Genomic DNA, 26,119 nt, shown 5'->3' on the forward strand with positions numbered 1-26,119 from the left:
AGCAATCATTAGCAGGATCAATCCAATCCGACGCACAGCAATTCACCAGGCGGGGCAATAGGCCGACGATAGCAGATTGCCCCCGAGCCATGAATGCTCCTTTTGACGATAACAGCACTTCGTTGATTTGGATCAAATAGAGTGTCTAGTCTCACAGGGCGAGCTGATTTTGTAGCGGGTGAGATTTCAATCGAGCAAGCGATAGAGTTCAGGCCAAAGAGGATTCTATAATCACTCTATAATTAGCTATAAAGCTCATTAGTGCACAAAATGCAGCGGGATGTGGAACCCTGAGGTGCCGCTGAATGAACGCAACGCAGGGTATCGGCTGGCATGGCAGAGCCTGGATTTCACCCGGGCTGGGCATTTTTCTGGGGCAGGCGGGTAGCCAAGATTGGCATAGCCACATGGCGCATCAAATTACCGTCAGCTTGAACGGCAGCTTGACTGTGAAGTGTACATCCTCGTCGGTGACGGCAAGGGCCATCTGCATCAGGGCAGGGGTGGCCCATCAGATCGAAGCTGACGAAGTGTTGTCGATCTACCTCGACGCGCTGTCCGATGAGGCGCGAGCACTTCCCGATAACATCGGGGAGGGCATCACTCCGATTCAGATGGGCGATACAGCATCGCTGCGAAAATTGCTGAGCAGCTCCGATCCGTCAGCCCAGCAAATTCGGGAAATGGTGCGCCTTGTTCTCAACCTTACGACTCCGCCGGCCTCCGATCCGCGACTGCAGTCGGTCCTCGCTGCGTTAAAAGAGCCGATTAATGGCAGGCAGGCGTTGGCCAAGCGCGTTCATCTGTCGCCTACCCGATTCTCACATTGGTTCGTCGAACAGACCGGTCTGCCGCTGCGCAGCTACCGGAAATGGAATCGCCTGGTCATAGCGCTCCAGCATATCGCCAGCGGCGCCAACCTGACTGCGGCCGCCCACGCTGCCGGCTTCGCTGACGCTGCCCACTTTTCCCGCACCTTCCGCGACCTGTTTGGCCTCGACCCCTCATCTGCCTTGGGTCATGTCAGTCTGAAAGGCTGAATTCAGCTTTTCTGTTCAAGCGCCATCACAGGTGATTGGCACAAAGTGGAGTCATCTCAGGGAGGGCTTCACGATGGGCAATTCACTCAGGTTCATGATCCGCTGGCTCAGCTACCCAACAATCTTTGGCGGGGCCGCAGCTTGGATGATCTGGTTGCTCTACACGGGTATTCCGTATTGGCCCAGCACGCCGATCATTGCCGCCCTAGGGATTCTGCTGGTGGCGCTGCTGGAACGCGTGCAGCCGTTCCGTGACGACTGGTTGGAGGACCACCAGGATACCCTTACTGATATCATCCATATGGTCGTGAACCTGTCCGTGATCCAGATTACGGCGACCGTGCTGGCCCGGCTGGGCGATTGGGTGCCCGCAGAGTTCCGTGTCTTCCCAACAGAGTTACCGCTGTGGGCTCAGCTAGTCATTGTCGCCGCCGTGCTGGACCTTAGCTTGTACGCCATGCACCGCTTCAGCCATCAGGTTCCATGGCTGTGGCGCTTGCATGAGCCACATCATAGCGCTGAGCGGCTCTACTGGATGAACGGCGAGCGCCGGCACCCGTTGCATGCCGCCATCATGGCAGGGCCTGGGCTGCTCGTGCTCTTTGCGATGGGCACTCCTTCTGCACTCGTGGCCACCTGGTTCGGCATCCTGACGGTACATTTGGCCTTTCAACACTCAAATCTGGACTACTCGTTGGGCTGGCTACGGCGCGTCATCGGTGTTGCAGAAACACACCGCTGGCATCACAAACGCGACTTCGAGGATGCTCAGGTCAATTTCGGTGAGTTCTTGCTGGTGTGGGATCAGTTGCTTGGAACCTTCTATGACAGCGCAAGCAAGCCCGGCAGCGCCGAAGTAGGACTGCGTGACCGGAACTATCCGACAGGCTATGTGGGTCAACTTGTTGAGCCGTTCAGAAGCCAGTAGCTTGCTCGGTGTTGCTGGCGACTAGTTGGTTAATGAGGATCGGCCGGCATGAGTTCAATCAAAGGCCTCAGTTGAGCTCTGACGCTGGCCAGCCAATTGCCCAGTTCCACCAGATCCTCATCAAGCGACTCGGCTTCCTCCCAGATACTGCCGCCTTCCGTCACAGACACCGATAGTGCCGCACCATCGAGCACCGTTTTCGCCATGGCATGTACCCGCAGGAGGCCATCCCTGAGGCCGCCGATGTTGTTCATATCCTTAAGCAGCAGATCCAGCCCATCGACTAGACACAGCAACTGGGTGGTGTCGTAGACGTCATGCAAACGCTCCAGCGCCTCGGCATCTACCTCGCCGTAGGGCGTGACGCGAAATGACGCAGGAGGAATGTTCATCAGGTCATCTCCTCGGTTTCCGCAGTACCGAGCTTGCCAGTGCGGATGGACCCGGCTGCCTGCTGGAACACCGAGTCTTTGATCCAGGGCTCCGGCGGCCGGTTGAGCTTGAGGTTGAACTCGCCGAAACGCTTGACGTTGCTGGTCAGGTAGGGGCTGAGGAAGGACACATCCTCATCGGAGAACTGCCAGCCCTCGCGAGCCAATTTCTGCAGGATCCGCATCATGTCCACAGTGTTCTGCAGGATCACCGACGAGGCCACCATGTCGTTGTAGCGCAGTCGCTTCTGTTGCTCGTCCGGATCGTTCTCGGCGATCACGTCGCCGCCGAAGGACAACCACTTGGAGAATCCGTTGTAGGACTCGATCTTGTTGGTGTTCGCGGTAACCTCCTGGCGCAACTCGCGACTGCCGATCCAGGTGAGCAGGAAGATCGTACGGATCACGCTGCCCAGTGCCTGTGCCGCGTGGTAGAGCTTGTTACGCCGGCTGTAGGAACCGAGTTTTCGCAGCAACATAGGCGAGGAGATTTTGCCCGCCTGGATCGATAGCGCGACCTGCATCAAATCCTGCCAATGGGTTTCAATCAGGTGCCAGTCGGCGGTGTCGGTGAACAGGCGGTTGATATGCTTATACGCAGCGCCGCGATCCGGCCGGCACATCACCAGGTCGCGCCAATTGCGGATGCGTGGCATCAGGTTGATACCAAGCAGATGAGTGAAGGCGAACACCGTGGCCGACTGGCCCTGGGTATCGGAATACACCGTATCAGCTTCGACGCTGAGATCGGCCTTGAGCAGCCCCTCGATTACATAAATTGCCTCCCAGATGCCCGGGGGGATGAAGTGCTGGAATACAGCGATGTAGTTGTTGGCCACATGCCGATAGGCAACGGCTCCCATCTTGCGGTAGCGGAAGTGGTAGCCGGCCAGCAGGTTGTCGTCATAGAAGTCGAACTGGGTGCCGTCCGCAGCCACCGCCTTGCCATCGCCCCAGAGTTTGGGCAGATCGAGCTGCAGGTAGAGCTCCACCAGCTCGCGGTTAGCCTTGTCCAGTTTCTCCAGCGAGAGGTGACGGCGATTGGTATAGGAAAGCATGTGGGGGGTGACATTACCGGCCAGATGCCGCGCGGCCTGGCTGGGGCCGAGGTTGCAACCCATGGCGAAGATCGTCATCAGGTAGCGCTCGGCAGGTTCTTTGAGCTTTGGCTCGTTGCCGGACATCGGCCCGAAATGTCGAGTGAACTGAATCCAGTGCTCGATGTTGGCCATGATGTCGAGTACGTGCCTGGCCGGCATGCGTTGCATGAGGGCCGTCTGTAGCGAGATGGCCGATGGCGGGATGTCGCGCGCCGTCACTCGGCGCAATACCGGTTCGCCGGCTTCGTTGATCGATACGTCCCCTCGGCAAGAGGGGAATTTGTCATCCAGTTGCTGCGCGGTTTCCTCCAACTGGGTCTTGAGGGAGGTAACAAATTCCTTCGCCGTGCCAGGCAGTTCCATCTTTTCGCAGTAGGCTGGTAGTCGCTGGAGACATTCGTCCCAGGGTAGCAACTGCTTGCGATAGTCGGCGAAGGATTCCGACCCTTGTACGCACATGTCACCGGATCGCAGTTCGTTGGCCAGGTAGGAGAATACGCAAACTTCCAGATAGCGCCGGTTGGTCGGTGGCCCCTCACTGGCAGGACGACGAACGACCTTGACCCAGCGCTCCGACGCAAACGACAAGTCGACGTGCTCGTCGATCCACTCGCGGTGCAAATTCTCGCTGTCCTGTATCAGTTGAAGTGCCTGAACCAGCGACCGATCCTGAGTCGTGGGCTCCAGTTGGAGAAGGTGGCTGAGACGGAACAACAGCGAGCGATGGGACCTGAAATGCTTCCAGATCAACGGCAGGTAGTTATTACCGCCGGTAGCCTGGACTTCGGCACAGGTTTCGCGTAACCGTTCCAGGTTGCCGTCGGGGGAGAGGTATTCCCGAATCAGGCTACCTGCCTCTTGGTCATCCGGTTCCTGAACCAAAATCTGCACCACACCGTCCAGGGTGGCCGCCAGCTGCTCCAGCTTCTGACGTTGCCGTGCTTGGATTTGCTCTAGTTCTTCCTTGGCACGTTTGTGAATCGTAGAGATTCGCCGGATGAACATCTCGGCTAGGTGATCCCGAGTCCGCACGCGCATCCGATAGATCAAGGCAAGCATCAGCGTGTAACGCTTCGGCAGCGAACAGTCCTTAAGCTCGGCGACGTCCGACGCCGCAGCTTGGGCAGCGAAGTGGCGGATTTTGGTATCGACGATTCCATCAAAAATGGCATCTAGATTCCCAAAGCTCTCGAGCCAAGCCATGTGATCTATCAGCACTTCCAAGTGTTTGCGGGATGGCTTCTTGGGTGCCTGCTTGAGGGCGTTGAAGTCACTTTGGCGTCGCCCGAAATCCGTTTCGAGCAGTTCTTTCAGTTTGTAGACCACCTCAATTGGCGCCCTGGTCACAACGAGATTGAATAGCCGCTCCTGCATTGCAACTAAGGCATCCTCAGCAGCGTCATTGAGGGTGGAATAGGCTGGGAGTTCGTAGCTGCGCTGCAGCAACTCGCCGATCAGCACATTGATGATATCCGCCCGCTGGTCGAGTACCTCGGCAGATTCGTGCGCAAGGTGGAGAGCTATGGTGAGCGCTTCACTACCATAGAAAGCCTTGATCTGGAGGTACTCACGAATGGCCGCCTGATGCCTATAAAAAGTACGCGAGTTGGTATAGCGGGAAGTGATACGAGGGCCAAAACCGAGTGTATTCCTGATGTGGTCAGTGATTTCTGGAGGTATCTCGTCTAGGGGAGGAAAGTAATGGAGCTCTTGGAATACCTTGAGCTGGACTGCCAGCCCAAGGGAAAGGGCTGGGCTACGAGCTGTCCTGGAAATCCAGTCAAGCTCTCCTGAGGAAAGCGAATAGTTGCGGTGTAAGTCCTTCGCACTGAGGGTAGTTGCTAGTCGTGGATATGCCGTTCTCTCCAAAGCCGCCATCGCTCAGCCCCTATGCATGCAAATAGATCAGCATAGACGCTTCCGGGCATGAGGCAGGCGGGACAAACAGGCCAAGTGAAATTCTATTTATATCAATAGGATAGAACCACTATGTCCTAATTTTCCTTTATCTCGGCATGACCCCTCACCCACTTCTGGTTGGGCTGATCAGCCGTAAATTCCCGTTTCAAGATATTGGGTGATGCCTCGTCCATCAGGCCACGGTATGACCTGTATTTCTTGGGTCGCACCGTACATTTGAGGTCCAGTTCGTTCATCAGGCGGCGTACTTTCTTGGTGTTCACCAACTGACCTTCCTGACGCAGAGTCGCGGTGACACGGCGATAGCCATAGCGACCACGGTGATGGTGCTGGATGTCCTGGATCGAGGCTTTCAGCGAGGCACATTTATCCTCAGCTCCGATGGTCTTGAGCTGGTAGTAGTAGGTGGCACGTGCCAAGCCTGCAGCGTCTAGCAGGTCGGCCAGCAAATGACTCGAGTGCAGTTCGGCAATCAGCCGGGCTTTTTCGTGGTGGCTTTCTTCTGCCTGAGTTTGGCCTCGTCTAATTCCTCGAGCTTTTTTAGGTAGGCGTTCTCCGCTTCAAGCTTGCGTATCTTGCGCAGCAGTTGGGCGACCGAGAGCTCCTCGTCAGGTACTACCGAGGTTTCATCGGGCTTGGAGGGCTGCTTGGACATGGTACGAGGCGGTCTCTTCTTCGCTGAAAGCTGGGCTGTAAGCTCGCCACTGTAATACTGCTGCTGCCATCTGCCCAGTTGACTCGAATTACCCAGATTGAACAGCGCTGCGGCAGCACGATGAGACAGTTGTTCATTCAGCATGCGATGAAGCACGGTGAGTTTGAACTGGGCGCTGTGGCGCTGATGAGAGCGTTTGAGGCTGGCCACGCCGTGATGCTGGTAAGCCACGACCCAGCGCCGCAGAAGGGTGGGATCTATTTGAAACTGGCTGGCCACGTGGCGAAACCCCCGGCCTCGCTTGAGGAAGGCCTTGATGGCGGACAGCTTGAACTGCTTGGAATACTTGATCATTTAAAACACCCCGGTGCTGGATGGGTGTCCAACATCCGGGGCGCAGTTCAAACAAATGTGGGAGCCGGCCTTGCCGGCGATGCGCCGCGCGGGCGGCGCTCGATCTAAACGGCGCCATACAAGCCACGGCATGCGCCTGTTGACCCCCTTCAAACTCCGGACACACACAGTTCTCTGCCCCCGACCCGCGTAGTCTCAACGGACGATGATGCCCCCCATGCCGCTGCGCACAATGACCTCGATACCGGATTCAGCCATCGAGGAACAGGGGCATGATCGAGATTCGCGGTTTGAGCTATTTCGTCGCACAGGTCGAAAACCTCAGCCATTGGCAGCGCTACGCCGAGGATGTCCTCGGCATGCAGGTCGGGCCGGCACCGGCGGGCGGGCTGTATGTGAAGATGGACGAGCGGCCGTTTCGCATGCTGATCGTCGAAGGCAGCGAGGCGCGCTACGTCGCCTCCGGCTGGGAGTTGGCGTCAGAGCAGGCTTTCACTGCCGCGCTGGCCCATCTGGACGAGCAGGGCGTGGAGTGGCAGGCCGGCAGCGCCGCCGAGATCGAGCAGCGCGGCGTGCAGGCGCTGGTGGCAGTGGTGGATCCGTCCGGCAACCGCCATGAGTTGAGCTGGGGCCATCGCTCCGATTGCCAGCCGTTCGTTTCTCCCCAGGGGGTGCCGCGTTTCATCACCGGTGACATGGGCCTGGGCCACACCGTGCTGCCCGCACCCGACTTCGACGCAACCCTGGCCTTTGCCAGGGACGTGCTCGGTTTCGGCCTGTCGGACATCTTCAACTTCCGCCCCGATCCGTCGGCACCGCCGATCCGCATCCACTTCCTGCACTGCGGCAATGCCCGCCACCACAGCCTGGCGCTGGCCGAGTACCCGGTACCGTCCGGCTGCGTGCACGTAATGGTGGAAGTGGACTCGATGACCGAAGTCGGCCGCGCCCATGACCGCCATCAGGCCCAGGGCGTGCAACTGTCGGCCACCCTCGGCCAGCACCTCAACGACCGCATGACCAGCTTCTACATGAAAACCCCGTCAGGCTTTGACCTGGAGTACGGCTTCGGTGGCCTGCAAGTGGACTGGGCGGAACATTCGGCGTTCGAGTTCACCCGCGTGAGCATCTGGGGCCACGACTTCTCGGTCGGCCAGCAAGGAGCCTGACATGAACAAACAACTGACGGCGGCCGATGCGGTCGCCCAACTGCGCGATGGCATGACCATTGGCTTCGGTGGCTGGGGCCCGCGGCGCAAGCCGATGGCAATCGTCCGCGAGATCCTCCGCTCAGAGGTCAAGGACCTCACCGTGGTCGCCTACGGCGGCCCGGAAGTCGGCATGCTCTGCGCCGCCGGCAAGGTGCGCAAGCTGGTGTTCGGCTTCGCCACCCTCGATGCGATTCCGCTGGAGCCTTACTACCGCAAGGCCCGCGAGGCCGGCGAACTGGAGCTGATGGAACTGGACGAAGGCATGTTCCAGTGGGGCCTGCGCGCCGCCGGCATGCGCCTGCCGTTCCTGCCGACCCGCTGCGGCCTGGCCACCGATGTGGCGCGGCTCAATCCGGACATCAAGGAAATCCGCTCGCCCTATGCCGACGGTGAGGTACTGCTGGCCATGCCGGCGTTGAACCTGGACATGGCCTTCCTGCACGTCAACGTCGCCGACCGCCTGGGCAACTGCCTGGTGACCGGCCCGGACCCGTATTTCGATCACCTGTTTGCCCGTGCCGCGCAGCAGTGCTTCGTTTCGTGCGAACAGATCCAGGACCGCCTGGAACTGAGCGCCGACAGCGCCCGCTTCAACACCTTCGAACGCTACCTGGTGACCGGCGTGGTCCACGCGCCGCTGGGCGCGCACCCGACGTCCTGCCCGTCGGACTACGGCTGGGACCTGACGCACCTCAAGCAGTACGTCGCCAGCGCCGGCGAGGAGGGCGGCTGGGAGCGCTATGTCGAGACCTACGTGAGCGCCGGCGAGCAGGCCTATCAAGCGCAAAACGGCGGCGCTGCGCGCATGGCCGCGTTGCCCCTTCCCGTGTTCTGAGGAGAGCGAAGAATGTCTGCCAACTGTGATTTCACCCTCGCCGAACTGCTGATCGTCGCCGCCTCCGAAGCCTGGCGCGGCAACGGCGAGCTGATCGCCTCGGGCCTGGGCGTGATCCCGCGCCTGGGCGCCAGCCTGGCCAAGCTCAGCCATAGTCCGGAACTGCTGATGACCGACAGCGAGGCCTTCCTGGTGGAAGAGCCGGTGCCGCTGGGGCCGCGCGGCGACCAGCAACCGCGCTACTCGGGCTACCTGTCTTTCGAACGGGTCTTCGAATGCGTCTGGGGCGGTCGCCGCCACGCCATGATCGGCCCGACCCAGGTCGACCGCTGGGGCCAGACCAACCTGTCCTGCGTCGGCGACTACCACAAGCCGAAAACCGCGATCCTTGGCGTGCGCGGCCTGCCGGGCAACAGCATCAACCATATCAACTCGTTCTTCGTGCCCAGCCACAACAGCCGGGTGTTCGTCAGCGGCGAAGTGGACATGGTCTCCGGTGTCGGCTTCAAGGCCGAGCGCTGGCCCGAAGGCGCCCGCCGTGACCTGATGGACATTCGCCTGGTGGTCAGCGACCTCTGCGTCATGGACTTCGACGGTCCTGACCGCGCCGTGCAGGTGCGCAGCCTGCACCCTGGCGTGAGCTTCGAGCAGGTCCAGGACAACACCGGCTTTCCGCTGCTCAGGTCGCCGCACCTGCGGGAAACCGCACACCCGAGCGCCGAGCAACTGGCACTGATCCGCCGCCTCGACCCCCATGACCTGCGCGCCAGCGCGCTCAAGGGCAATCCGCCCGGCATCCGTACCGCCTGAGACAGGAGCGCGAACATGCACAGCAGCGACAGCCAATTCGTCGTGCGCCACGACCGTTCGGCCTACGAGACCGATGAGCCGGTGCTGTACGGGGTGGCCGACGGCATCGCCACCGTCACCCTGAACCGGCCCAATTTCAACAATGCGCAGAACTCGCAGATGACCTACGCCCTGGATGCCGCGCTGCGCCGGGCGGTGGACGACGACGGGGTCAAGGTGATCGTGCTGCGCGGCGCCGGCCGGCACTTTTCCGCCGGCCACGATATCGGCACACCGGGGCGCGACATCGACAAGCCGTTCGAACGCGCTCACCTGTGGTGGGACCACACCAACAAGCCCGGCGGCGAGCAACTCTATGCCCGCGAGCAGGAGGTGTACCTGGGCATGTGCCGGCGCTGGCGCGAGCTGCCCAAGCCGACCATCGCCATGGTTCATGGCGCCTGTGTCGCCGGTGGACTGATGCTGGCCTGGGTCTGCGACCTGATCGTCGCCAGCGACGACGCCTTCTTCCAGGACCCTGTCGTGCGCATGGGCATTCCGGGGGTGGAGTACTTCGCCCATCCCTACGAACTGAATCCGCGCATCGCCAAGGAGTTCCTGTTCTGTGGCGAGCGCATGAGCGCCGAACGCGCCTGGCAGATGGGCATGGTCAACCGCGTGGTGTCCCGCGACGACCTGGAAAACGCCACCTACGCCATGGCCGCCACCGTCGCCCGCCAGCCGCGCATGGGGCTGGCCCTGACCAAGCAGGCCATCAACCATGTCGAAGACCTGCAGGGCAAGCGCACCGCCATGGACGCGGCGTTCGCCTGGCACCATTTCGCCCATGCCCACAACGAACTGCTGTCGGGTGACAAGCTCGGCGGCTTCGACGCCAAGGGCATGGCCCAGGCCAACAAACAGGCGGCCGCCGCCGGGAGCGACGGGGCATGAACGGCGGCTTGCAGACTCCACTGACCGAGGCCCTGGGTTGTCGCTATCCCATTGTGCAGACCGCCATGGGCTGGGTGGCCGACGCCAACCTGGTGATCGCCACCACCCGTGCCGGCGGCTTCGGTTTTCTCGCGGGTGCGACGATTGCCGCCGATGAACTGGAGGGCGAGATCCGCAAGGTGATCGACGCCACCGGCGGCAGCAACTTCGGCCTCAACTTTCATATGTTCCAGGATAACGCCGCCCAGTGCGTGGACCTCGCCATCGCCTACCGCCTGCGGGCGGTGAGCTACGGCCGCGGCCCGGACAAACAGACCATTGCCCGATTCAAGGCCGCCAACGTGCTGTGCATTCCCACCGTCGGCGCCCTCAAGCACGCGGTCAAGGCCGTTGAACTGGGTGCCGATTTGATCACCATCCAGGGCGGCGAGGGCGGCGGCCACACCGGTGGCGTGCCCAGTTCGATCCTGCTGCCTCAGGTGCTGGATGCAGTGACGGTGCCGGTGATCGCTGCCGGTGGTTATTCCACCGGACGCGGCCTGGCCTCGGCCCTGGCCGCCGGCGCGGCGGGGATCGCCATGGGCACGCGCTTCCTGATGACCCGGGAATCGCCGACGCCGGCGGCGACGCTTGCACACTATCTCAAGGTCAGCGACCCACAGCGGGTGCGCGTGACCACTGCGGTGGACGGCATGCGCCACCGCATGATCGAAAACCCCTTCATCAACCGCCTGGAGCAGGCCGGCCCGTTCGGCCGGCTGCGTATCGCCCTGGGCAGCGCCTGGCAGTGGAAGCAGCACACCGGCATGAGCCTGGGCCACATGGCCTCGGTGTTCCTGCGCTCGCTGCGGGAAGACCCGGCGGCGCTGTCCCAGGTGGTCATGGCCGCCAACCAGCCGGTGCTGCTGCAGCGCTCGATGGTCGATGGCCGGCCCGACGACGGCATTCTGCCCAGTGGCCAGGTGGCCGCCGCCATCGGCGAGTTGCTCAGTTGCCAGGAAGTGATCGAACACATCGCCCGCGAGGCCGAGCAGTGCCTCGATGCCTTGCAGGCCCGGCGCGCTATCCCGCGCCCGGAAAACCCGCCCATCCGTCTTGGAGAAACCCTGTGAACCAGGCATTCAGCACGCAACTAGAGCAGGGGATCGCCGAACTGGTGATCGCCAAGCCCCCGGTCAACGCCCTCGACAGCCGCGAGTGGAACGCCCTGGCCCGTGAAATCGACAGCCTCGGTGCCAACCCCGAGGTGCGGGTCATCGTCATCCGTGCCGAAGGCCGCGGCTTCTGTGCCGGCGTCGACATCAAGGAGCTGGACGCCCATCCCGAACGCATCATCGAGGTCAACGCCGGCAACTACGCCACCTTCAAGGCCGTGCACCGCTGTCCGGTGCCGGTGATCGTCGCCGTGCACGGCTTCGTGCTGGGCGGCGGCATCGGCATCACCGGCGCGGCGGACATCGTCGTGGCCTCGGAATGCGCCACTTTCGCCTTGCCTGAGGTGGACCGCGGCGCCATGGGTGGCGGCGCTCACCTGCAGCGGCTGTTCCCGGTGCAGAAGGTGCGCTACCTGTTCTTCACCGGCGACAGCATCGGCGCCCGCGAAGCCCAGCAGTACGGCTTCATCGAGCGCATCGTGGACAAGGAGCAACTGCGTGAGACCGCCCTGCAGATCGCCGCGCGCATCGCCGCGAAAAGCCCGGGCATGATCCGCATCGCCAAGGAGGCCCTTAACGGTATCGAGGACGGCAACCTGGAAGACAAGTACCGCTGGGAGCAGGGCTTCACCCTGCAGGCGTACACCAGCCCGGACTCGGCGGAAACCCGCCGCGCCTTCGTTGAAAAACGCGAAGCCCGGTTCTGAGGAGGCGCCATGGAACTGACCTACACCCCCCAACAGAATGCCTTTCGCGCTGAGGTCCGGGCCTGGCTGGCCGAACATGCGCCCCGCGAGCCGCTGGCCAGCTACGACACCCGCGAGGGCTTCGAACAGCACCGCGCCTGGGAAGCGAAACTGTTCGACAGCCGCTGGTCCATGGTCATGTGGCCGGCCGAACTCGGGGGGCGCGGCTGCGACCTGATCGAGTGGCTGATCTTCGAGGAAGAGTATTACGGCGCCGGCGCGCCAATGCGCATCAACCAGAACGGCCAGTTGCTGCTCGGCCCGACCCTGATGGAGTTCGGCACCGAGGCGCAGAAAAAGCACTTTCTGCCGCGCATGGCCGCCAGCACCGATATGTGGGCCCAAGGCTGGTCCGAACCCAATGCCGGCTCGGACATGGCGGCCATCACCAGCAAGGCGGTACGCGACGGCGACCACTATGTGATCAACGGCCAGAAGACCTGGTCGAGCCGGGCCACCTACGCCGACTGGCTGTTCGGTCTGTTCCGCAGCGAACCGGGCTCCAGCCGTCATCACGGCCTGTCGTTCCTGATGGTGCCGCTGGACGCACCGGGCGTGAGCATCCGCTCGATCAAGGCGCTGAACGGCAAGGATGCCTTTGCCGAAGTGTTCTTCGACGATGTGCGGGTGCCGGTGGGCAACCTGATCGGCGCCGAAGGGCAGGGCTGGCACGTGGCGATGGCCACCGCCGGCTTCGAACGCGGTCTGCTGCTGCGCTCGCCGGCGCGGTTCCAGTACACCGCGCGCAAGCTGGTGGAACTGTTCAAAGCCGAGCCGCAGGCCGCCGAGCGTGATCCGGCCCTGCGTGACGCCGTGCTGGAGTGCTGGATGGGCGCCGAAGCCTATGCGCTGTCGGCCTACCACACCGTGGGCCGGCTGGGACGCGGCGAGCAGATCGGCGCCGAGTCGAGCATCAACAAGATCATCTGGTCGGAGCTCGACCTGAAGATGCACGAGACTGCCATGCGCCTGCTCGGCGCCCGTGGCGAACTGCGCGCCAGCGCACCGCTGGCCGGCGATGCCGCGCACTGGCTGGAGGGCTTCCTGTTCGCCCAGGCCGGGCCGATCTACGCCGGCACCAACGAGATCCAGCGCAACATCATCGCCGAGCGCATGCTCGGCCTGCCGAAGTAAGGAGCGGCCATGGACTTCACTTTCAACGATGACCAGCTCGCCTTCCGCGAGGCCATCAGCCGCTTCCTGATGACCGAGGCCGCGCCGGAGATGCTGCGCGAGATCTGGGAAACCGACGCCGGCCGCTCGCCCGACCTGCGCAACAAGATCGCCGCCCAGGGCCTTACCGCGCTGTCGATTCCCGAGGATGACGGCGGCCTGGGCATGGACGACGTGGCCTGGGCGCTGATGACCCAGGAACTGGGTTACTACGCCATTCCCGACTCGCTGGCCGACACCGCCTACGTTGCCGTCGGCCTGCTGGCGGCGCTCGATCCGGGGCACCCGGCGCGGGCCAGTCTGCTGCCGCGCATCGCCGAAGGCAGCGTGCGCCTGGCCATCGGCCACGGCATCAACCCGCTGGTGAGCGACGCGCAACTGGCCGAGGTGCTGATCCTGCCTCACGGCGACGAGGTGCATCTGGTGCCGCGGGCGCAGGTGGATGTCGAGGCCAATGCCAGCATCGACGCCTCGCGCCGCCTGGGCCGGGTCACCTGGAATCCCGCCGCCGCCACCTTGCTGGCGGCCGGCGAGCAAGGCCGGGCGCTGCAGGCCAAATTGCTGGACCGGGGCGCGCTGTCGGTGGCCGGGCAACTGCTGGGCCTGGCCCAGCGCATGCTCGACCTGTCGGTGGACTACGTGGCCCAGCGCAAGCAGTTCGGCAAGCCCATCGGCAGTTTCCAGGCGGTCAAGCACCACCTGGCCGACGTGGCGCGGCAGATCGAACAGGCCAAGCCGGTGCTGTACCGCGCCGCCCATGGCCTGGCCCGGGGCGATGCCTCGGCGTCGCTGTGGGTGTCCCAGGCGCGGCTGGCCTGCTGCGAAGCCAGTTGGGTGGCGGCGCGCAAGGGCATCCAGGTGCATGGCGCCATGGGTTACACCTGGGAAGTCGACCTGCAGATGTTCATGAAGCGCGCCTGGGCCCTGGATGCGTCCTGGGGCGATCGCGGTTTCCACAAATCCCGTGTCGGCGCGTACCTGTTTGCCGACAGCGCCCGGCTTGGCCCGGGCCACACCTTCGAGGACTGAACCATGCCAGAGGCTTATATCGTCGATGCCCTGCGCAGCCCCACGGGCAAGCGCAAGGGCGCGCTGTCCGAAGTGCATGCCATCGACCTCGGTGCCCATGTGCTGAAGGCGCTGGTGCAGCGCAATGCCATTCCGGCGGAGGATTACGACGACGTGATCTTCGGCTGCGTCGACACCATCGGCGCCCAGGCCGGCGACATCGCCCGGACCAGCTGGCTGGCCGCCGGCCTGCCGCTCACGGTGCCGGGCACCACGGTGGACCGCCAGTGCGGCTCGTCCCAGCAGGCCGTGCACTTCGCCGCCCAGGCGGTGATGAGCGGCACCCAGGACGTGGTGGCCGTGGGCGGCGTGCAGACCATGACCCGCATCCCGATTTCCTCGGCGATGCTGGCCGGGCAGCCACTGGGCTTCCCCGATCCGTTTTCCGGCAGTGAAGGCTGGCGGGCGCGCTTCGGCGGGCAACCGGTGGACCAGTTCTATGCGGCACAGCGGATTGCCGATCACTGGCAACTGAGCCGGGAGCAGATGGAGGCGTTCGCCCTGGAAAGCCACCGACGGGCCTTGGTGGCGCGTGACAGCGGACGCTTCGCACGGGAAATCGTCGCCTTCGACGACCTGCGCGAAGACGAAACGCCGCGGCAGACCAGCCTGGCGAAGATGGCCGAGCTGCAACCGGTGGACCCGCGTTTCCCGTCGATCACCGCTGCGGTGTCGAGCCAGACCTGTGACGCCTCGGCGGCGCTGCTGGTGGTCTCGGAAGCGGCGCTCAAGCGCTACGACCTGACGCCACGGGCGCGCATCCATCACCTGACCGTGCTGGGGGACGACCCGATCTGGCACCTCACGGCGCCGATCGCCGCGACTCGCCGCGCCCTGGAGCGGACCGGCCTGCGCATGAACGACATCGACCGGGTGGAGATCAACGAAGCCTTCGCCTCGGTGGTGATGGCCTGGGCCAAGGAACTGGACTACGACCCGGCGCGCACCAACGTCAACGGCGGTGCCATCGCCCTGGGCCACCCGCTGGGCGCCACCGGCGCGAGGCTGATGACCACGCTGCTTAACGAACTGGAGTGCAGCGGCGGCCGGTATGGCCTGCAAACCATGTGCGAGGGCGGTGGCCAGGCCAACGTCACGATTATCGAGCGTCTTTGAATCAAGGAGTCAGACATGCCTATCTGTAATGGCCGGACGGTGATCATCACCGGCGCCGGCGGTGGTCTCGGCCGCGCCTACGCCCTGGCCTTCGCGGCCGAGGGCGCCAACGTGGTGATCAACGATATCCGTGCCGACGCGGCGGCGGACGTGGCCGGGGAGATCCGCGCCAGTGGCGGGCAGGCCATCGCCAACAGCGACGACATCACCACCCTCGACAGCGCCCAGCGCATCGTCGATGCCGCCCTGGCGGCGTTCGGCGAAGTGCATGTGCTGGTCAACAACGCGGGCGTGCTGCGCGACCGCATGTTCCTCAGCCTGTCGGAAGACGACTGGGACCTGGTGATGCGCGTGCACCTGAAAGGGCATTACTGCCTGGCCAACCTCCTGGGGCGGCGCTGGCGCGACCTGGCCAAGGCCGGTACGCCGGTGGCGGCGCGGATCATCAACACCAGCTCCGGCGCCGGCCTGCAGGGCTCCATTGGCCAGTCCAACTACTCGGCGGCCAAGGGCGGGATCGCCGCGCTGACGCTGGTACAGGCCGCGGAGCTGGCGCGCTACGGTATCACCGCCAATGCCCTGGCCCCGGCAGCGCGCACCTCGATGACCGAAAGCGCCATGCCCGATGTGGTGAAAAAGCCCGAAGACGGCAGCTTCGACGCTTGGGCGCCGGAAAACGTCGCGCCCCTGGTGGTGTGGCTGGGCAGTGAGCGGTCTGGGCACGTCAGCGGGCAGGTGTTCGAAAGCCAGGGCGGGCGGATCTCGCTGGGGGATGGCTGGCGCACTGGCGTGACCCGGGACAAGGGCGCGCTGTGGCAGGTGGACGAGGTGGGTGAGGCGGTGGATGCCCTGCTTGCCGAAGCGCCGAAGGCACAGCGGGTGTGGGGTAGCTGAGGCCTGGTGGGAGCGGCTTCAGCCGCGATTGGGCGCGCAGCGGCCATAAAACCTGTATTCCCGGTATTCCAGATAAATCGCGGATTCAGGTTCTACGACGGCTGCGCCGCCGATCGCGGCTGAAGCCGCTCCCACGTGGTCAGCGGTGAGGCCAGCAGCCAATCACAATGGGTAGTTTTTCAACTCTCGGGCAATCAGCATCCGCTGGATCTCGCTCGAGCCCTCGTAGATCTGGGTGATCCGCGCATCCCGGTAATACCGCTCCACCGGGTAATCCTCCAGATAGCCATAACCGCCATGCACCTGGATCGCCATGGAGCAGACCCGTTCGGCCATTTCCGAGGCGAACAGCTTGGCCTGGGAAGCTTCGCTCAGACACGGTTTGCCGGCACTGCGCAGGCGCGCGGCATGCAGGATCAGCAAGCGGGTGGCGTTGATCTGCACCTGCATGTCGGCCAGCAGGTTGGCGATGCTCTGGTGCTCGTTGATCGGCTTGCCGAACTGGATGCGTTCGCGGGAATACACCAGCGCCGCTTCGAATGCCGCCCGGGCGATGCCCAGGGCCTGGGCGGCGATGCCGATGCGTCCGCCTTCGAGGTTGGACAAGGCAATGGCCAGGCCCTTGCCGCGCTGGCCGAGGAGGTTCGCCTCGGGAATACGGCAGTTGTTCAAGGTCACGGCGCAGGTATCGGAGGCACGGATGCCCATCTTGTGCTCGCTGCGATCGACCACGAACCCCTCGTTGTCGGTGGGCACCAGGAAGGCCGAGATGCCTTTCTTGCCGGCATCCGGGTCGGTCACGGCAAAGACGATCGCCAGGCCCGCACGGCGCGCGTTGCTGACGAACTGCTTGGCACCGTTGATGACCCAGTGGCCATCCTTGAGCTCGGCGCGGGTGCGCAGGTTGTGGGCTTCGGAGCCGGCCTGGGGCTCGGTCAGGCAGAAGCAGCCGATCACTTCGCCGCTGGCCAGGCGCGGCAGCCAGGTCTTCTGCTGTTCATCACTGCCGTAGGCCAGCGACGGCCCGCAGCCCACCGAGTTGTGGATGCTCATCAGCGCGCCGGTGGCACCATCGCCAGCGGCGATCTCTTCCACCGCCAGGGCGTAGGCGACATAGTCGGTGTAGCTGCCGCCCCAGTCTTCCGGCACCACCATGCCCAGCAGGCCGAGCTCGCCCATCTTCGCCACCACGGCGTTGTCGATCCAGCCGGCCTTTTCCCAGGCCTGGGCATGGGGCGCGATCTCGCCGCGGGCAAAGTCGCGGGCCATGTCGCGGATCATGATCTGTTCTTCGCTCAGTTCAAGGTCTTGCATGTGCGTACTCCGGCTCTCACAGGCCTTCGAAGAATTGTTCGACCCGCTGACGGTCCAGTCCGGCGACGGTGGCGGGGTTCCAGCGCGGTTGCTTGTCCTTGTCGATGAGCAGGGCGCGCACGCCTTCGATCAGGTCGCCGTGATCGAACCATTGCTGGTCCAGGTGCAACTCCATCCTGAAGCAGTCTTCCAGGCTCAGGTGCCGGCCCCGACGAAGCAGCTCCAGGGTCACCGCCATGCCTAGCGGCGAGCGGGTCTCCATCAGGTCGGCGGTCTTCAGGGCCCATTCGTGGCTGTCGGCCACGGTGACGCTGCGCAGTTGCTCGATCACGCTGGCGATGTCGGGGAGGGCGAAGAAGTGGTCGATGGCCGGGCGCAGTTCGGCAAGGGGCGGGGCCACGAGTGTCTGGGTGCCGAGGCGGGCGAGCACGCCTTGCAGGTCCTTGAGCGGGTTGTCGCTCCAGGTCAGTTCGTCGAGGCGTTCATCGAGGGTGTCCAGCTTGTCGGCATCCAGGTACCAGTCGGCCAGGCCGCAGTACAGCGCGTCGGCGGCCTGGATCTGCACGCCGGTGACACCCAGGTAGGTGCCCAGCTCGCCGGGAATCCGCGACAGGAAGTAGCTGCCGCCGACATCCGGGAAATAGCCGATGCCCACTTCCGGCATCGCCAGGCGGCTGCGTTCGGTGACCACCCGCAGCTCCGCGCCCTGGGCCAGGCCCATGCCGCCGCCGAGGGTGAAACCGTCCATCAGCGCGACGATAGGCTTGCGGTAATGGTGGATGAGGAGGTCGAGTTCGTATTCCTCGACGAAGAAGTCGCGGTGCAGGCGTGCACCGTTCTTGTAGCTGTCGTACAGCGAACGGATATCGCCGCCGGCGCAGAAACCCTTGGGACCAGCGCCGCGCAGGACTACGGCATGGATCTGCGGGTCGATGGCCCACTGTTCCAGTTGCAGGCGCAGGTCGCGAACCATCTGCAGGGTGAGGGCATTGAGGCCGGAGGGGCGATTGAGGGTCAAATGGCCAATATGGTTACGGACCCTGGCCAGTACCTGAGCGTTGTCCGCTTCGGAAGTCGCTGGTGGTTGAGCATGCGCGGTCATCGCTGTCTCCCTGCTTTGTTATTGATTTTCCACATGAATCGGCACGGTGTGGACGAGTGGTCAAGGATCGCCCGGATCGTAGCAGTGCAATTTTGCCCAGTTCAATCGGCAAAACTGCAAGACCAACCTGCATTTTTGCATGGGCGACACCGACCTTCGGCACCGGTGTCGACACTTTAGCCTTGTGACCCGCTAGCACAGGGGATTAGTTCCCCCGAACGGCGCGCCACCGCCACCGGCCAAAGCAGCGCCGGCTTGCGTCCAAGGCAGCGTAGGGCACCGGCGGTCGGCTTTCGATAATTCCTCCCGACAACCGTCCCCAACGTTCGCGGAGAGCGTCATGCACAACAATAAGAATGCCAATGCCCGTTTCCTGCCCCTTCTGGCCGGCCTCGCCACTTTCGGCCTGACCCCGCTGGCCAGCGCCGAGATCATGCTGTACGACAAGGATGAGACGACCTTCTCCACCGACGGCTATATCAACGCCTTCTACGTCAACAGTGACGTCGACCGCGCCGGCGAGCAGTACGACCGCCGTCAGTCGCGGGTGAAGATGGGCTTCTTGCCCAACTACCTGGGCTTCAACATGACCAAGCAGATGGGCGACCTCAAGCTGGGCGGTCGCGCTTCGTTCTGGGTAACCATCAACGACAGCGAACAGAACGGCACCGACACCGCCATCGATGTGCGTCAGTTCTACGGCACCGTGGCCAACCCGGAATGGGGTGAAGTGCTGATCGGTAAGGACTTCGGCCTGTTCGCCCGCTCCAACATCCTGCTCGACGAGCTGCTGGCTGGCTACGGCCAGGTCAGCGATACCCTCGGCCTGGTGGACGGCGGCGGCGTGTCCTTCGGCAACATCGGCAGCGGCTACCCGTACCCGTTCCCGACCTCGCAGATCACCTACCGCACCCCGGTGATGGAAGGGCTGCGGGTGGCCGTGGGTATCATGGATCCGGTGGACACCAACGACGACAGCGCCGTGGGCAAGGCCTACCAGAAGAACCCGCGCACCGAGAGCGAGATCACCTACCAGTTCGACCTGGGCGGGGCGAAGATCTACAGCTGGCTCAACGGCAGCTACCAGACCTCGGACAACACCGACAGCAACGTCGACAGCGTCACCTCCAAAGGCCTGGGCTATGGCGTACAGGCGAAGATGGGCGACTTCTCCCTGACTGGCTCGGGCTTCACCGCCAAAGGCATCAATCCGTTCTTCACCAACAACGCCGGCGAAGCCACCCTGCGTGAAGTGGACAGCAAGGGCTACCTGGTGCAGGGCTCCTACACCATCGGCAAGAACCGTGTGGCGCTGTCGTACGGCAAGACCAAGGACGACGGCAACGGTGCGGTGAACACCGGCGCCGACTACGAGACCCGCGGCATCGCGCTGTTCCACACCATCAACGACAACCTCAAGCTGGTGGCCGAGTACAACCAGTTCGAAATCCGCGGCCATGAAGGCGACGCACAGAACGAAGACACCGACACCTTCGCCGTGGGTGCCGTGCTGACCTGGTAAACCCCACCACTGCGGGGCAGGGCTGATCTTTCCGGCAAGGCGCATCCTGCCGGAGGAAAGGACCTGTCTCGCGGTGGCCTGAGTGCCAGCCCCTCGTTGTCACACCGTTCAGCGGCGCCGATACAGCAATCTTGCGTAGATCACGCCATTCACCCCCAGCACCAGCAATCCCAGCCCTACCTGCAAGGCGGGCGTCAGCCCGGCCGGATAGATCACCGGCAGCAGGTAATGCTCGATGAAACCCGCGGCATAACCCTGTTCACCCGCCGCCCGGCGGAAGTGGTTTTCCCAGCGGGTCAGCGGGCAGGGCCAGTGCATCACTTCCACCAGAAAGCCCCAGAGCGCTGCAGGCAGGTGCAGCCAGCACAGTCGCGGCCATTTGAACAGCAGCAGCGCGCCGCCTACCGCGAACAGGATGAACAGCAGGTGCAGCAGCACCAGGCCGTCAGCAGTGATGCGGTACAGCATTGCGCCTCCCTACAGGTCGAGGATGACTTCGTCGAAGAGCTGATCGGGTGCCAGGCGGTCGGTGTCGTGCAGGTGACTGTCCTTGTCCAGTTCGTCCACCAGCGGCCGGCGCGGTACTTCGGTGTTGCTGGCTTCGGTGCCGTGCTTGCCGGGCAGGGTGGAGAGCACGCTGGTCAGGCGTTCCGGCCGGGCGGCGTCGCCTTTCTTGCGAAAGCCGTTCCACAGGGTTCTGGGCGTGGCATTGAGGCTGCCGTGGTGGCCAACCTTGTACAGATCGACCGAGCCGAGCAGGTCGGCGACGCCCTCCTGGGCAAGGGCGTAGCGCCAGTTTTCGATCTGGGCGTCGCCGGGGAACAGCAGCTTCTTGCCGCCGGCTTCGAACAGCAGGATCAGACTGGTGTTATTCATGGCCTTGTCCAGCATGGTGACGATGGACAGCCATTGTTCGCCGCGGCTCTGGCGAACCCGCTGGGCAATCCAGCGGGTGCTCTGGGGTAGCTTGCCGCCGCTTTCGTAGTCAGCGTCGGGGAAGGGCGAGGCACTGGCGCCGCGGCTGTTGCGCGGGCCGAACAGCAGCTCTGGCTGGCGCAGCCAGTATTCGGGATCGGTGGCGCGCTGGCGACGGACCGAGTCGCTCTGCTGCACGGTGGGCGGGCCCAGCACGCGGGTACTGACACCGGGCAGCACCGTGGCCAGCGGATCGTCGCTGCCGTAATGGGCATAGATCGCGCGGGCACCGTCGCGCTCGCCCATGGCAATCAGGTTCCTCACCGCCGCCTCGTTCTTGACATTGTTCTCGCCGAGAAAACCCAGGCGCCTGGCCAGCTCCGGCGCCAGCCCCCTGGGCTTGCCCTTGAGGTAGTCGTCGAGACCCTTCGCCGTCAGGTTCATCCCGGCCAGGGCGCGTACATGAGCGCTGGCCAGCGGTGCGGTGGCGTCTTCCGGCAGGTCGGGCTGTTCGGTCCAGGGCTGCAGGATCACGTCCGGTGCCAGCTCGCGGATGATGCGACCGGGGCCGGTGTCCTTGCTGCCCGGATCGAAACCGCTGATGTGGTCGGCATGGCGGTGGGTGGCCACCAGCGCGTCCAGCTTGCCGCCGCAGCGCTGCTTGATGTCGTTGGCGATGCGCAGCATTTGCGTCGCCTTTTCCACGCCCTTGGGCATGCCCACGGTGCCGAAGTCGATCAGCACATGGCGCCGGCTGTCGTCGGGGTAGACGAAGCGCAACAGGAAGCAGTCGCCGAACCCGACCTGGTAGGCGAACAGGTGCAAGCGGACCGGACTCATGGCTGCACCTCGCCGCTGGCTGCGGGCGACTGCATGGCGCGGGCGCGGTGGATGCGGGTCAGGTCCGCCAGCGCCCCGGCTGGCAAGCCGTCGGTGCGCGGCCCATACAGCCACTCCAGACGCCGCACCTGCCAGCGGGCATCATCCAGCGGGCGCTGGATGTGGTACTTGATGCGCCCGTACTGGTCGAAAATCAGCGTGCCGGCACCGTACACCGTGACCTCGTCGGTGGTCTTGAGCCAGGCCGGACGCGGTTCCCTGAACACCGAGCGGAACTCGGCACCGTACAGATTGGCGCGACAGGTGTACTCGCACACCGTCTCGCGCAGGATGAAGCCGTCAGGCCCGAAACGCAGACTCGGCCGCACCGAGATCACTTCGGTGTAGGCGCGATCGTCGATCTGCAGCGCCTTGCGGTTTTCCCAGAGGAAACGAAAGACCTCCTCGGTGTCCTTGAGCATCGAATCGAAATGGCTGTTGCGGTACTGGATCTGCTCGTTGCCGGCGAAGGTCAGCCAGCAGCCCTCGGCGTCGGTCCGGCCGGCGGGCACGCGGATGCCGTAGGCGGCGAAGGTGTCGCGGATGATCTGCCGGTAGCTGTAGCGCGAGTCGTCCGGCGCCACTTCGGCATCGACGGTGAGCAGCGCGGCCAGGTAATCGCCGAATTCCAGGTCCAGCGGCGGCGAGTAATCGAGGGCGCGGATGGCGATGGTGAGCAACTGGTCGGCCGCCTTGGCGCCTTCGTCGATTACCGCATCGAGGTTGTAGCGATCGTGGCCAAAGGTGCCGAGTGACTGGCACCGCGCACACCAGAGTTCCAGCAGGCTGCGCAGCATGGCCGCGGCGAAGACTTCGCCGCGGCTGTGGGGTTCGGCGTAGTCGGCGCTGTCCAGGTAGTCGGTGGACGGGCGTAACTGCACCGAGCGGCGCAACGGGTTGGCCCGCAGGCCGGTCATGGCCTGGCCGAACTGCTCGCCGAGGCCGAACAGCAAAGTGTCGGCCAGTGCGTCGGGCCGCAGGGCGTCGCCGTCGATCAGGCGTACGCCGTCCTGCTGCTGGATCTCCAGGCCGCGGTAACGGGTGAGGGCGAATTCGATCACTTCGCGCAGGGAAAACACCGAGAGCAGCGCCACCACATCGGCGAAGCCTTCATGAAACGCCGCCTGGTCCGGGCCCGAAGCATTCATGAAGCCGCCACGCAGGCCGTCGAGCACGGCATGGGTCGCCTCATGGGCGACGATGTCGTGGGACAGGCAGGTGAACACCCAGTCGGCGCCGTCCTGGAAGTAACCGAACATCAGCGCGCGGTCGTCCCGGGAGTAGAAGGCGTTCGCCTCGACGAAGGCGTGTGGCACGATGTGCAACTGATGCCCGTCGAAGCCCCAGCCGACGCGTCGTCCTAGCGCCAGCTCGAAGCGCGAGAGGGTGCGCATGACCACGCTGTAGACCTGCTGGCAATGAAACTGCGGCGCCCCCAGCAACCCCTTGTGGGGTGGGTCGAACGGATCGACGGCCTTGTCGCCTGGCGCCTGCTGGTAGCGGTGCGGGCGGTACAGGCGATTGGCCGAGGCGTCGAAATCGACCACCTTGACCCGGTAACCGGTGGGCCCGTCCGCCAGCGACTCCAGCGGTACGCTGACCCGGGCGAACAGCGGCGTACCGTCCGGGGCACTCACCGCCGGGTCCTGAGCGAGAATGGTGAAGGTCTGGGTGTTGGCTTTCACGGCCATGGATCAGTGCCCCGCTATCAATCCGTCGAAGTGGAGGGTGGTGATGCTCAGCCGTGGGCGAAGGCCCGCAGCGTCTCGCCGTCCATGCGGTAGCGTACCCATTCGTCCTGGGGTTGCGCGCCGATGGACAGGTAGAAGTCGATGGCCGGCTGGTTCCAGTCCAGCACGCTCCATTCCAGGCGACCGCAGTTTTTCTCGCAGGCCAGCCGGGCCAGGTGGCGCAGCAGTGCCTTGCCCGCGCCGGTGCCACGGGCCTGCGGCGTCACGTAGAGGTCTTCCAGGTAGATGCCGTTGGCGCCCAGCCAGGTGGAATAACTGAAGAAATACACGGCAAAACCGATGGCCTGGCCGTACCGCTCGCAGATCAGCCCGTGGGCGGTGCTGCCTTCGCTGAACAGGCTGTGACGGATCGCCTCGACGCTGGCCACCACTTCATGGCGAGCGCGCTCGTACTCGGCCAGTTCGGTGATGAAGGTGAGGATCTGTTCGGCGTCTTCGGGACGGGCGGGGCGGATCTGCAACGACATGGACAGGGTATTCCGGTGAGAAAGGTGGCGGACATCGTAGTCCAGTTTCTCAGTGGCCGTAAGTTGATTCAGCAGAGCTGAACAGTAAAGTGTATCTGCGCAATAGTTGGGAACTGTACTGCTGCGTTGGCGAGGATTCCCGGTAGGGTTTTTCCTACAAATCCAAAGGGGCGGATGCCCCGTAAACCAGGAACGCCATCATGCTGCTCACCTCGCTGAATCTGCTCTCGGCCTTCGTTCTGTTCGCCTTCGTTTCCTCGATCACGCCCGGGCCGAACAACACCATGCTGCTGGCCTCGGGCGTCAACTTCGGCGTGCGTCGCACCATTCCCCATGCGCTCGGGGTGAGCATCGGCTTCATGGTCATGGTGCTCGGCGTTGGGCTGGGGCTTGGCGAGGTGTTCAAGGTCTACCCGCTGGCGTACACGGTGTTGCGCTATGCGGGTGCGGCGTACCTGCTGTACCTGGCCTGGAAGATCGCCAATTCCGGGCCGATGTCCGCCTCCGACCCGCAAAGCCGCAAGCCGCTGGGCTTCTGGGGAGCAGCAGCGTTCCAGTGGGTCAACCCCAAGGCCTGGGTCATGGCGGTCGGCGCCATTACCACCTATACGCCGGCCCAGGGCTACCTGTTCAACGTCATCGTGATTTCCGCGGTGTTCTGCCTGGTCAACCTGCCATCGGTCTGCGTCTGGGTGATGTTCGGCAGCGCCCTGCGCCGCTTCTTGCAGGATCCCCGCTGGCTTCGGCGCTTTAACCTGCTGATGGCGGCCCTGCTGGTGCTATCTCTGTATCCGCTGCTGTTTGTAGAATCGGGTTTTTTCTGAAGTCCGCTGCGAGCCCCGATGGAACTGATCCCCTGGACGCATGAGTGCGCCGAATCCTTCACCTTGCGCGGCTGGCGGTCCCCCGCCAGCGGCAAGCCCCTGCTGCACTTCGTCCACGGTAACGGCTTCTGCAGCCTGGCGTACCAGCCGACGCTGGAATTGCTGGCCACGCATTTCGATCTGTGGCTTAGCGACGTCCAGGGCCATGGCGACAGCGATCACGGCGGCCCCTTCGTCGGCTGGAACCGCAGTGCCGAACTGGCGCTGGAAGCTTTCCACGCCGGCCGTGGCGAGTACGGCGAGGTGCCGTGCTTTGCCATCGGCCACAGCTTTGGCGGTGTGCTCACGGCGTTGATGCTGGCCCGTGAACCGCAGCTGTTCCGCCGTGCCGTGCTGCTGGACCCTGTGGTGTTCAGCCGCTCGATGATCGGTGTGATGGGCGTCGCCAGCCTGTTCGGCATGCACCGTCGTCACGGCCTGGCGCGCAAGGCCGCGAGCCGGCGCAGCTTCTGGCCGGATCGCCAGACGGCCCACGATTCGCTGCAAGGACGAGGGATCTTCAAAGGCTGGAATGGCGCTGCGCTGCAGGCTTATGTGGATCATGCCATCGGCGATTGCGGCGAAGGCGTGGTGCTCAAGTGCCGGCCGAGCCGCGAGGTGGAGATCTTCAGCTCCTTCCCTCAACGCCTGTGGGCATCCCTGGGACAGGTGCAGACACCGACGCTGGTGCTGCATGGCGCACAGACCTACCCGTTCGTGCCCCGTTCGCTGGCGCGCTGGGCCAGGCTCAATCCTTGTGTCGAGCCGCGCCAGGTGCCCGGGGGGCACTGCTTCATGCAGGAGGATCCCAAGGCGGCCGTGGAGGCGATCGAGGCATGGATTCTCGCGGCGTTCACACTCGAAGCGGCCAGGCGCGCCTGACCGTTCCATTGGTGGAACACTGAAGCTGTTTTTTGCCGGCTACCGTCTTTTTCGCT

Annotated in this window: 25 protein-coding genes; 15 read left to right on the forward strand and 10 right to left on the reverse strand. The window is 63.9% G+C overall.

Annotated elements, in window-relative coordinates; genetic code table 11:
- Window positions 1–305: 305 nt before the first annotated feature.
- Together AC05QJ_RS17125 and AC05QJ_RS17130 are read left to right on the forward strand one after the other, a co-directional pair.
- Window positions 306–1,040, forward strand: coding sequence for a helix-turn-helix domain-containing protein (locus tag AC05QJ_RS17125; RefSeq protein WP_003117280.1), 735 nt, complete (start codon window positions 306–308; stop codon window positions 1,038–1,040).
- 73 nt (window positions 1,041–1,113) lie between these two features.
- On the forward strand, window positions 1,114–1,968 hold the full coding sequence (locus AC05QJ_RS17130; RefSeq protein ID WP_004374624.1) for a sterol desaturase family protein: 855 nt from the start codon (window positions 1,114–1,116) through the stop codon (window positions 1,966–1,968).
- A gap of 29 nt (window positions 1,969–1,997) precedes the next feature.
- Here AC05QJ_RS17130 and tnpC read toward each other — a convergent pair whose 3' ends face one another.
- The 4 genes from tnpC to AC05QJ_RS17150 all read right to left on the reverse strand — a co-directional run bounded on the left by tnpC (window position 1,998) and on the right by AC05QJ_RS17150 (window position 6,428).
- Window positions 1,998–2,360 carry a Tn3 family transposase post-transcriptional regulator TnpC gene (tnpC, locus tag AC05QJ_RS17135; protein ID WP_004374622.1) on the reverse strand — a complete coding sequence of 121 codons (363 nt, stop codon included), beginning with the start codon at window positions 2,358–2,360 and terminating at the stop codon, window positions 1,998–2,000.
- Window positions 2,360–5,377, reverse strand: coding sequence for a Tn3-like element ISPa42 family transposase (locus AC05QJ_RS17140; RefSeq protein WP_033725452.1), 3,018 nt, complete (start codon window positions 5,375–5,377; stop codon window positions 2,360–2,362). The genes tnpC and AC05QJ_RS17140 overlap by 1 nt, the downstream gene beginning before the upstream one ends.
- A 116-nt stretch (window positions 5,378–5,493) precedes the next feature.
- Window positions 5,494–5,868, reverse strand: a complete 375-nt coding sequence (locus tag AC05QJ_RS17145; RefSeq protein ID WP_476742483.1) for an IS3 family transposase — start codon at window positions 5,866–5,868, stop codon at window positions 5,494–5,496.
- A 23-nt stretch (window positions 5,869–5,891) separates the two neighbouring features.
- On the reverse strand, window positions 5,892–6,428 hold the full coding sequence (locus AC05QJ_RS17150; protein WP_476742484.1) for a transposase: 537 nt from the start codon (window positions 6,426–6,428) through the stop codon (window positions 5,892–5,894).
- Between the two features lie 272 nt (window positions 6,429–6,700).
- Between AC05QJ_RS17150 and AC05QJ_RS17155 the strand changes: the two genes are divergently transcribed.
- From AC05QJ_RS17155 to AC05QJ_RS17200, 10 genes are read left to right on the forward strand one after another with little or no spacing between them, the layout of a single operon-like run.
- Window positions 6,701–7,597, forward strand: a complete 897-nt coding sequence (locus AC05QJ_RS17155; protein ID WP_476742485.1) for a VOC family protein — start codon at window positions 6,701–6,703, stop codon at window positions 7,595–7,597.
- 1 nt (window position 7,598) lies between these two features.
- Window positions 7,599–8,474, forward strand: coding sequence for a CoA transferase subunit A (locus AC05QJ_RS17160; protein ID WP_476742486.1), 876 nt, complete (start codon window positions 7,599–7,601; stop codon window positions 8,472–8,474).
- 12 nt (window positions 8,475–8,486) lie between these two features.
- On the forward strand, window positions 8,487–9,284 hold the full coding sequence (locus tag AC05QJ_RS17165; protein WP_476742487.1) for a CoA-transferase subunit beta: 798 nt from the start codon (window positions 8,487–8,489) through the stop codon (window positions 9,282–9,284).
- Window positions 9,285–9,299: 15 nt separating this feature from the next.
- The gene (locus tag AC05QJ_RS17170) at window positions 9,300–10,217 is read left to right on the forward strand and encodes an enoyl-CoA hydratase (protein WP_476742488.1); all 918 of its coding nucleotides are present in this window, start codon (window positions 9,300–9,302) and stop codon (window positions 10,215–10,217) included.
- On the forward strand, window positions 10,214–11,329 hold the full coding sequence (locus tag AC05QJ_RS17175; RefSeq protein WP_476742489.1) for an NAD(P)H-dependent flavin oxidoreductase: 1,116 nt from the start codon (window positions 10,214–10,216) through the stop codon (window positions 11,327–11,329). Before AC05QJ_RS17170 ends, AC05QJ_RS17175 begins: the two co-directional genes overlap by 4 nt.
- On the forward strand, window positions 11,326–12,078 hold the full coding sequence (locus AC05QJ_RS17180) for an enoyl-CoA hydratase family protein (protein ID WP_476742490.1): 753 nt from the start codon (window positions 11,326–11,328) through the stop codon (window positions 12,076–12,078). The genes AC05QJ_RS17175 and AC05QJ_RS17180 overlap by 4 nt, the downstream gene beginning before the upstream one ends.
- 9 nt (window positions 12,079–12,087) lie before the next feature.
- Entirely contained in the window at window positions 12,088–13,251 is a 1,164-nt protein-coding gene (locus tag AC05QJ_RS17185; protein WP_476742491.1) for an acyl-CoA dehydrogenase family protein, read from the forward strand.
- 9 nt (window positions 13,252–13,260) lie between these two features.
- Window positions 13,261–14,319 carry an acyl-CoA dehydrogenase family protein gene (locus AC05QJ_RS17190; RefSeq protein ID WP_476742492.1) on the forward strand — a complete coding sequence of 353 codons (1,059 nt, stop codon included), beginning with the start codon at window positions 13,261–13,263 and terminating at the stop codon, window positions 14,317–14,319.
- 3 nt (window positions 14,320–14,322) lie between these two features.
- Window positions 14,323–15,474, forward strand: coding sequence for an acetyl-CoA C-acetyltransferase (locus AC05QJ_RS17195; protein ID WP_476742493.1), 1,152 nt, complete (start codon window positions 14,323–14,325; stop codon window positions 15,472–15,474).
- Between the two features lie 15 nt (window positions 15,475–15,489).
- Window positions 15,490–16,368, forward strand: a complete 879-nt coding sequence (locus AC05QJ_RS17200; RefSeq protein ID WP_476742494.1) for an SDR family oxidoreductase — start codon at window positions 15,490–15,492, stop codon at window positions 16,366–16,368.
- A gap of 162 nt (window positions 16,369–16,530) precedes the next feature.
- Here AC05QJ_RS17200 and AC05QJ_RS17205 read toward each other — a convergent pair whose 3' ends face one another.
- Together AC05QJ_RS17205 and AC05QJ_RS17210 are read right to left on the reverse strand one after the other, a co-directional pair.
- Window positions 16,531–17,682: an acyl-CoA dehydrogenase family protein gene (locus tag AC05QJ_RS17205; protein ID WP_476742495.1), complete on the reverse strand. Its 1,152-nt coding sequence runs from the start codon at window positions 17,680–17,682 to the stop codon at window positions 16,531–16,533.
- A gap of 16 nt (window positions 17,683–17,698) precedes the next feature.
- Window positions 17,699–18,784 (reverse strand): enoyl-CoA hydratase/isomerase family protein, encoded by a 1,086-nt coding sequence (locus AC05QJ_RS17210; protein WP_476742496.1) that lies wholly within the window; start codon window positions 18,782–18,784, stop codon window positions 17,699–17,701.
- Window positions 18,785–19,124: 340 nt separating this feature from the next.
- Between AC05QJ_RS17210 and AC05QJ_RS17215 the strand changes: the two genes are divergently transcribed.
- Window positions 19,125–20,306, forward strand: coding sequence for a porin (locus AC05QJ_RS17215; protein WP_476742497.1), 1,182 nt, complete (start codon window positions 19,125–19,127; stop codon window positions 20,304–20,306).
- Window positions 20,307–20,414: 108 nt separating this feature from the next.
- On the opposite strand, the gene AC05QJ_RS17220 is transcribed toward AC05QJ_RS17215, so the two are convergent.
- From AC05QJ_RS17220 to AC05QJ_RS17235, 4 genes are read right to left on the reverse strand one after another with little or no spacing between them, the layout of a single operon-like run.
- A complete protein-coding gene (locus AC05QJ_RS17220; protein ID WP_476742498.1) occupies window positions 20,415–20,774 on the reverse strand; it encodes a DUF2784 domain-containing protein in 360 nt (119 codons plus the stop codon).
- A gap of 9 nt (window positions 20,775–20,783) precedes the next feature.
- Window positions 20,784–22,061 (reverse strand): ComEC/Rec2 family competence protein, encoded by a 1,278-nt coding sequence (locus AC05QJ_RS17225; protein WP_476742499.1) that lies wholly within the window; start codon window positions 22,059–22,061, stop codon window positions 20,784–20,786.
- Window positions 22,058–23,791, reverse strand: coding sequence for a gluzincin family metallopeptidase (locus AC05QJ_RS17230; protein WP_476742500.1), 1,734 nt, complete (start codon window positions 23,789–23,791; stop codon window positions 22,058–22,060). The genes AC05QJ_RS17225 and AC05QJ_RS17230 overlap by 4 nt, the downstream gene beginning before the upstream one ends.
- A 47-nt stretch (window positions 23,792–23,838) precedes the next feature.
- The gene (locus tag AC05QJ_RS17235; protein ID WP_476742501.1) at window positions 23,839–24,318 is read right to left on the reverse strand and encodes an N-acetyltransferase family protein; all 480 of its coding nucleotides are present in this window, start codon (window positions 24,316–24,318) and stop codon (window positions 23,839–23,841) included.
- Window positions 24,319–24,518: 200 nt separating this feature from the next.
- Here AC05QJ_RS17235 and AC05QJ_RS17240 point away from each other — a divergent pair, with 200 nt between their 5' ends.
- Window positions 24,519–25,142 carry a LysE family translocator gene (locus AC05QJ_RS17240; RefSeq protein WP_476742502.1) on the forward strand — a complete coding sequence of 208 codons (624 nt, stop codon included), beginning with the start codon at window positions 24,519–24,521 and terminating at the stop codon, window positions 25,140–25,142.
- Window positions 25,143–25,160: 18 nt separating this feature from the next.
- Window positions 25,161–26,063, forward strand: coding sequence for an alpha/beta fold hydrolase (locus tag AC05QJ_RS17245; RefSeq protein ID WP_476742503.1), 903 nt, complete (start codon window positions 25,161–25,163; stop codon window positions 26,061–26,063).
- Window positions 26,064–26,119: the final 56 nt, after the last annotated feature.

Source organism: Pseudomonas sp. TUM25319, assembly GCF_056388475.1.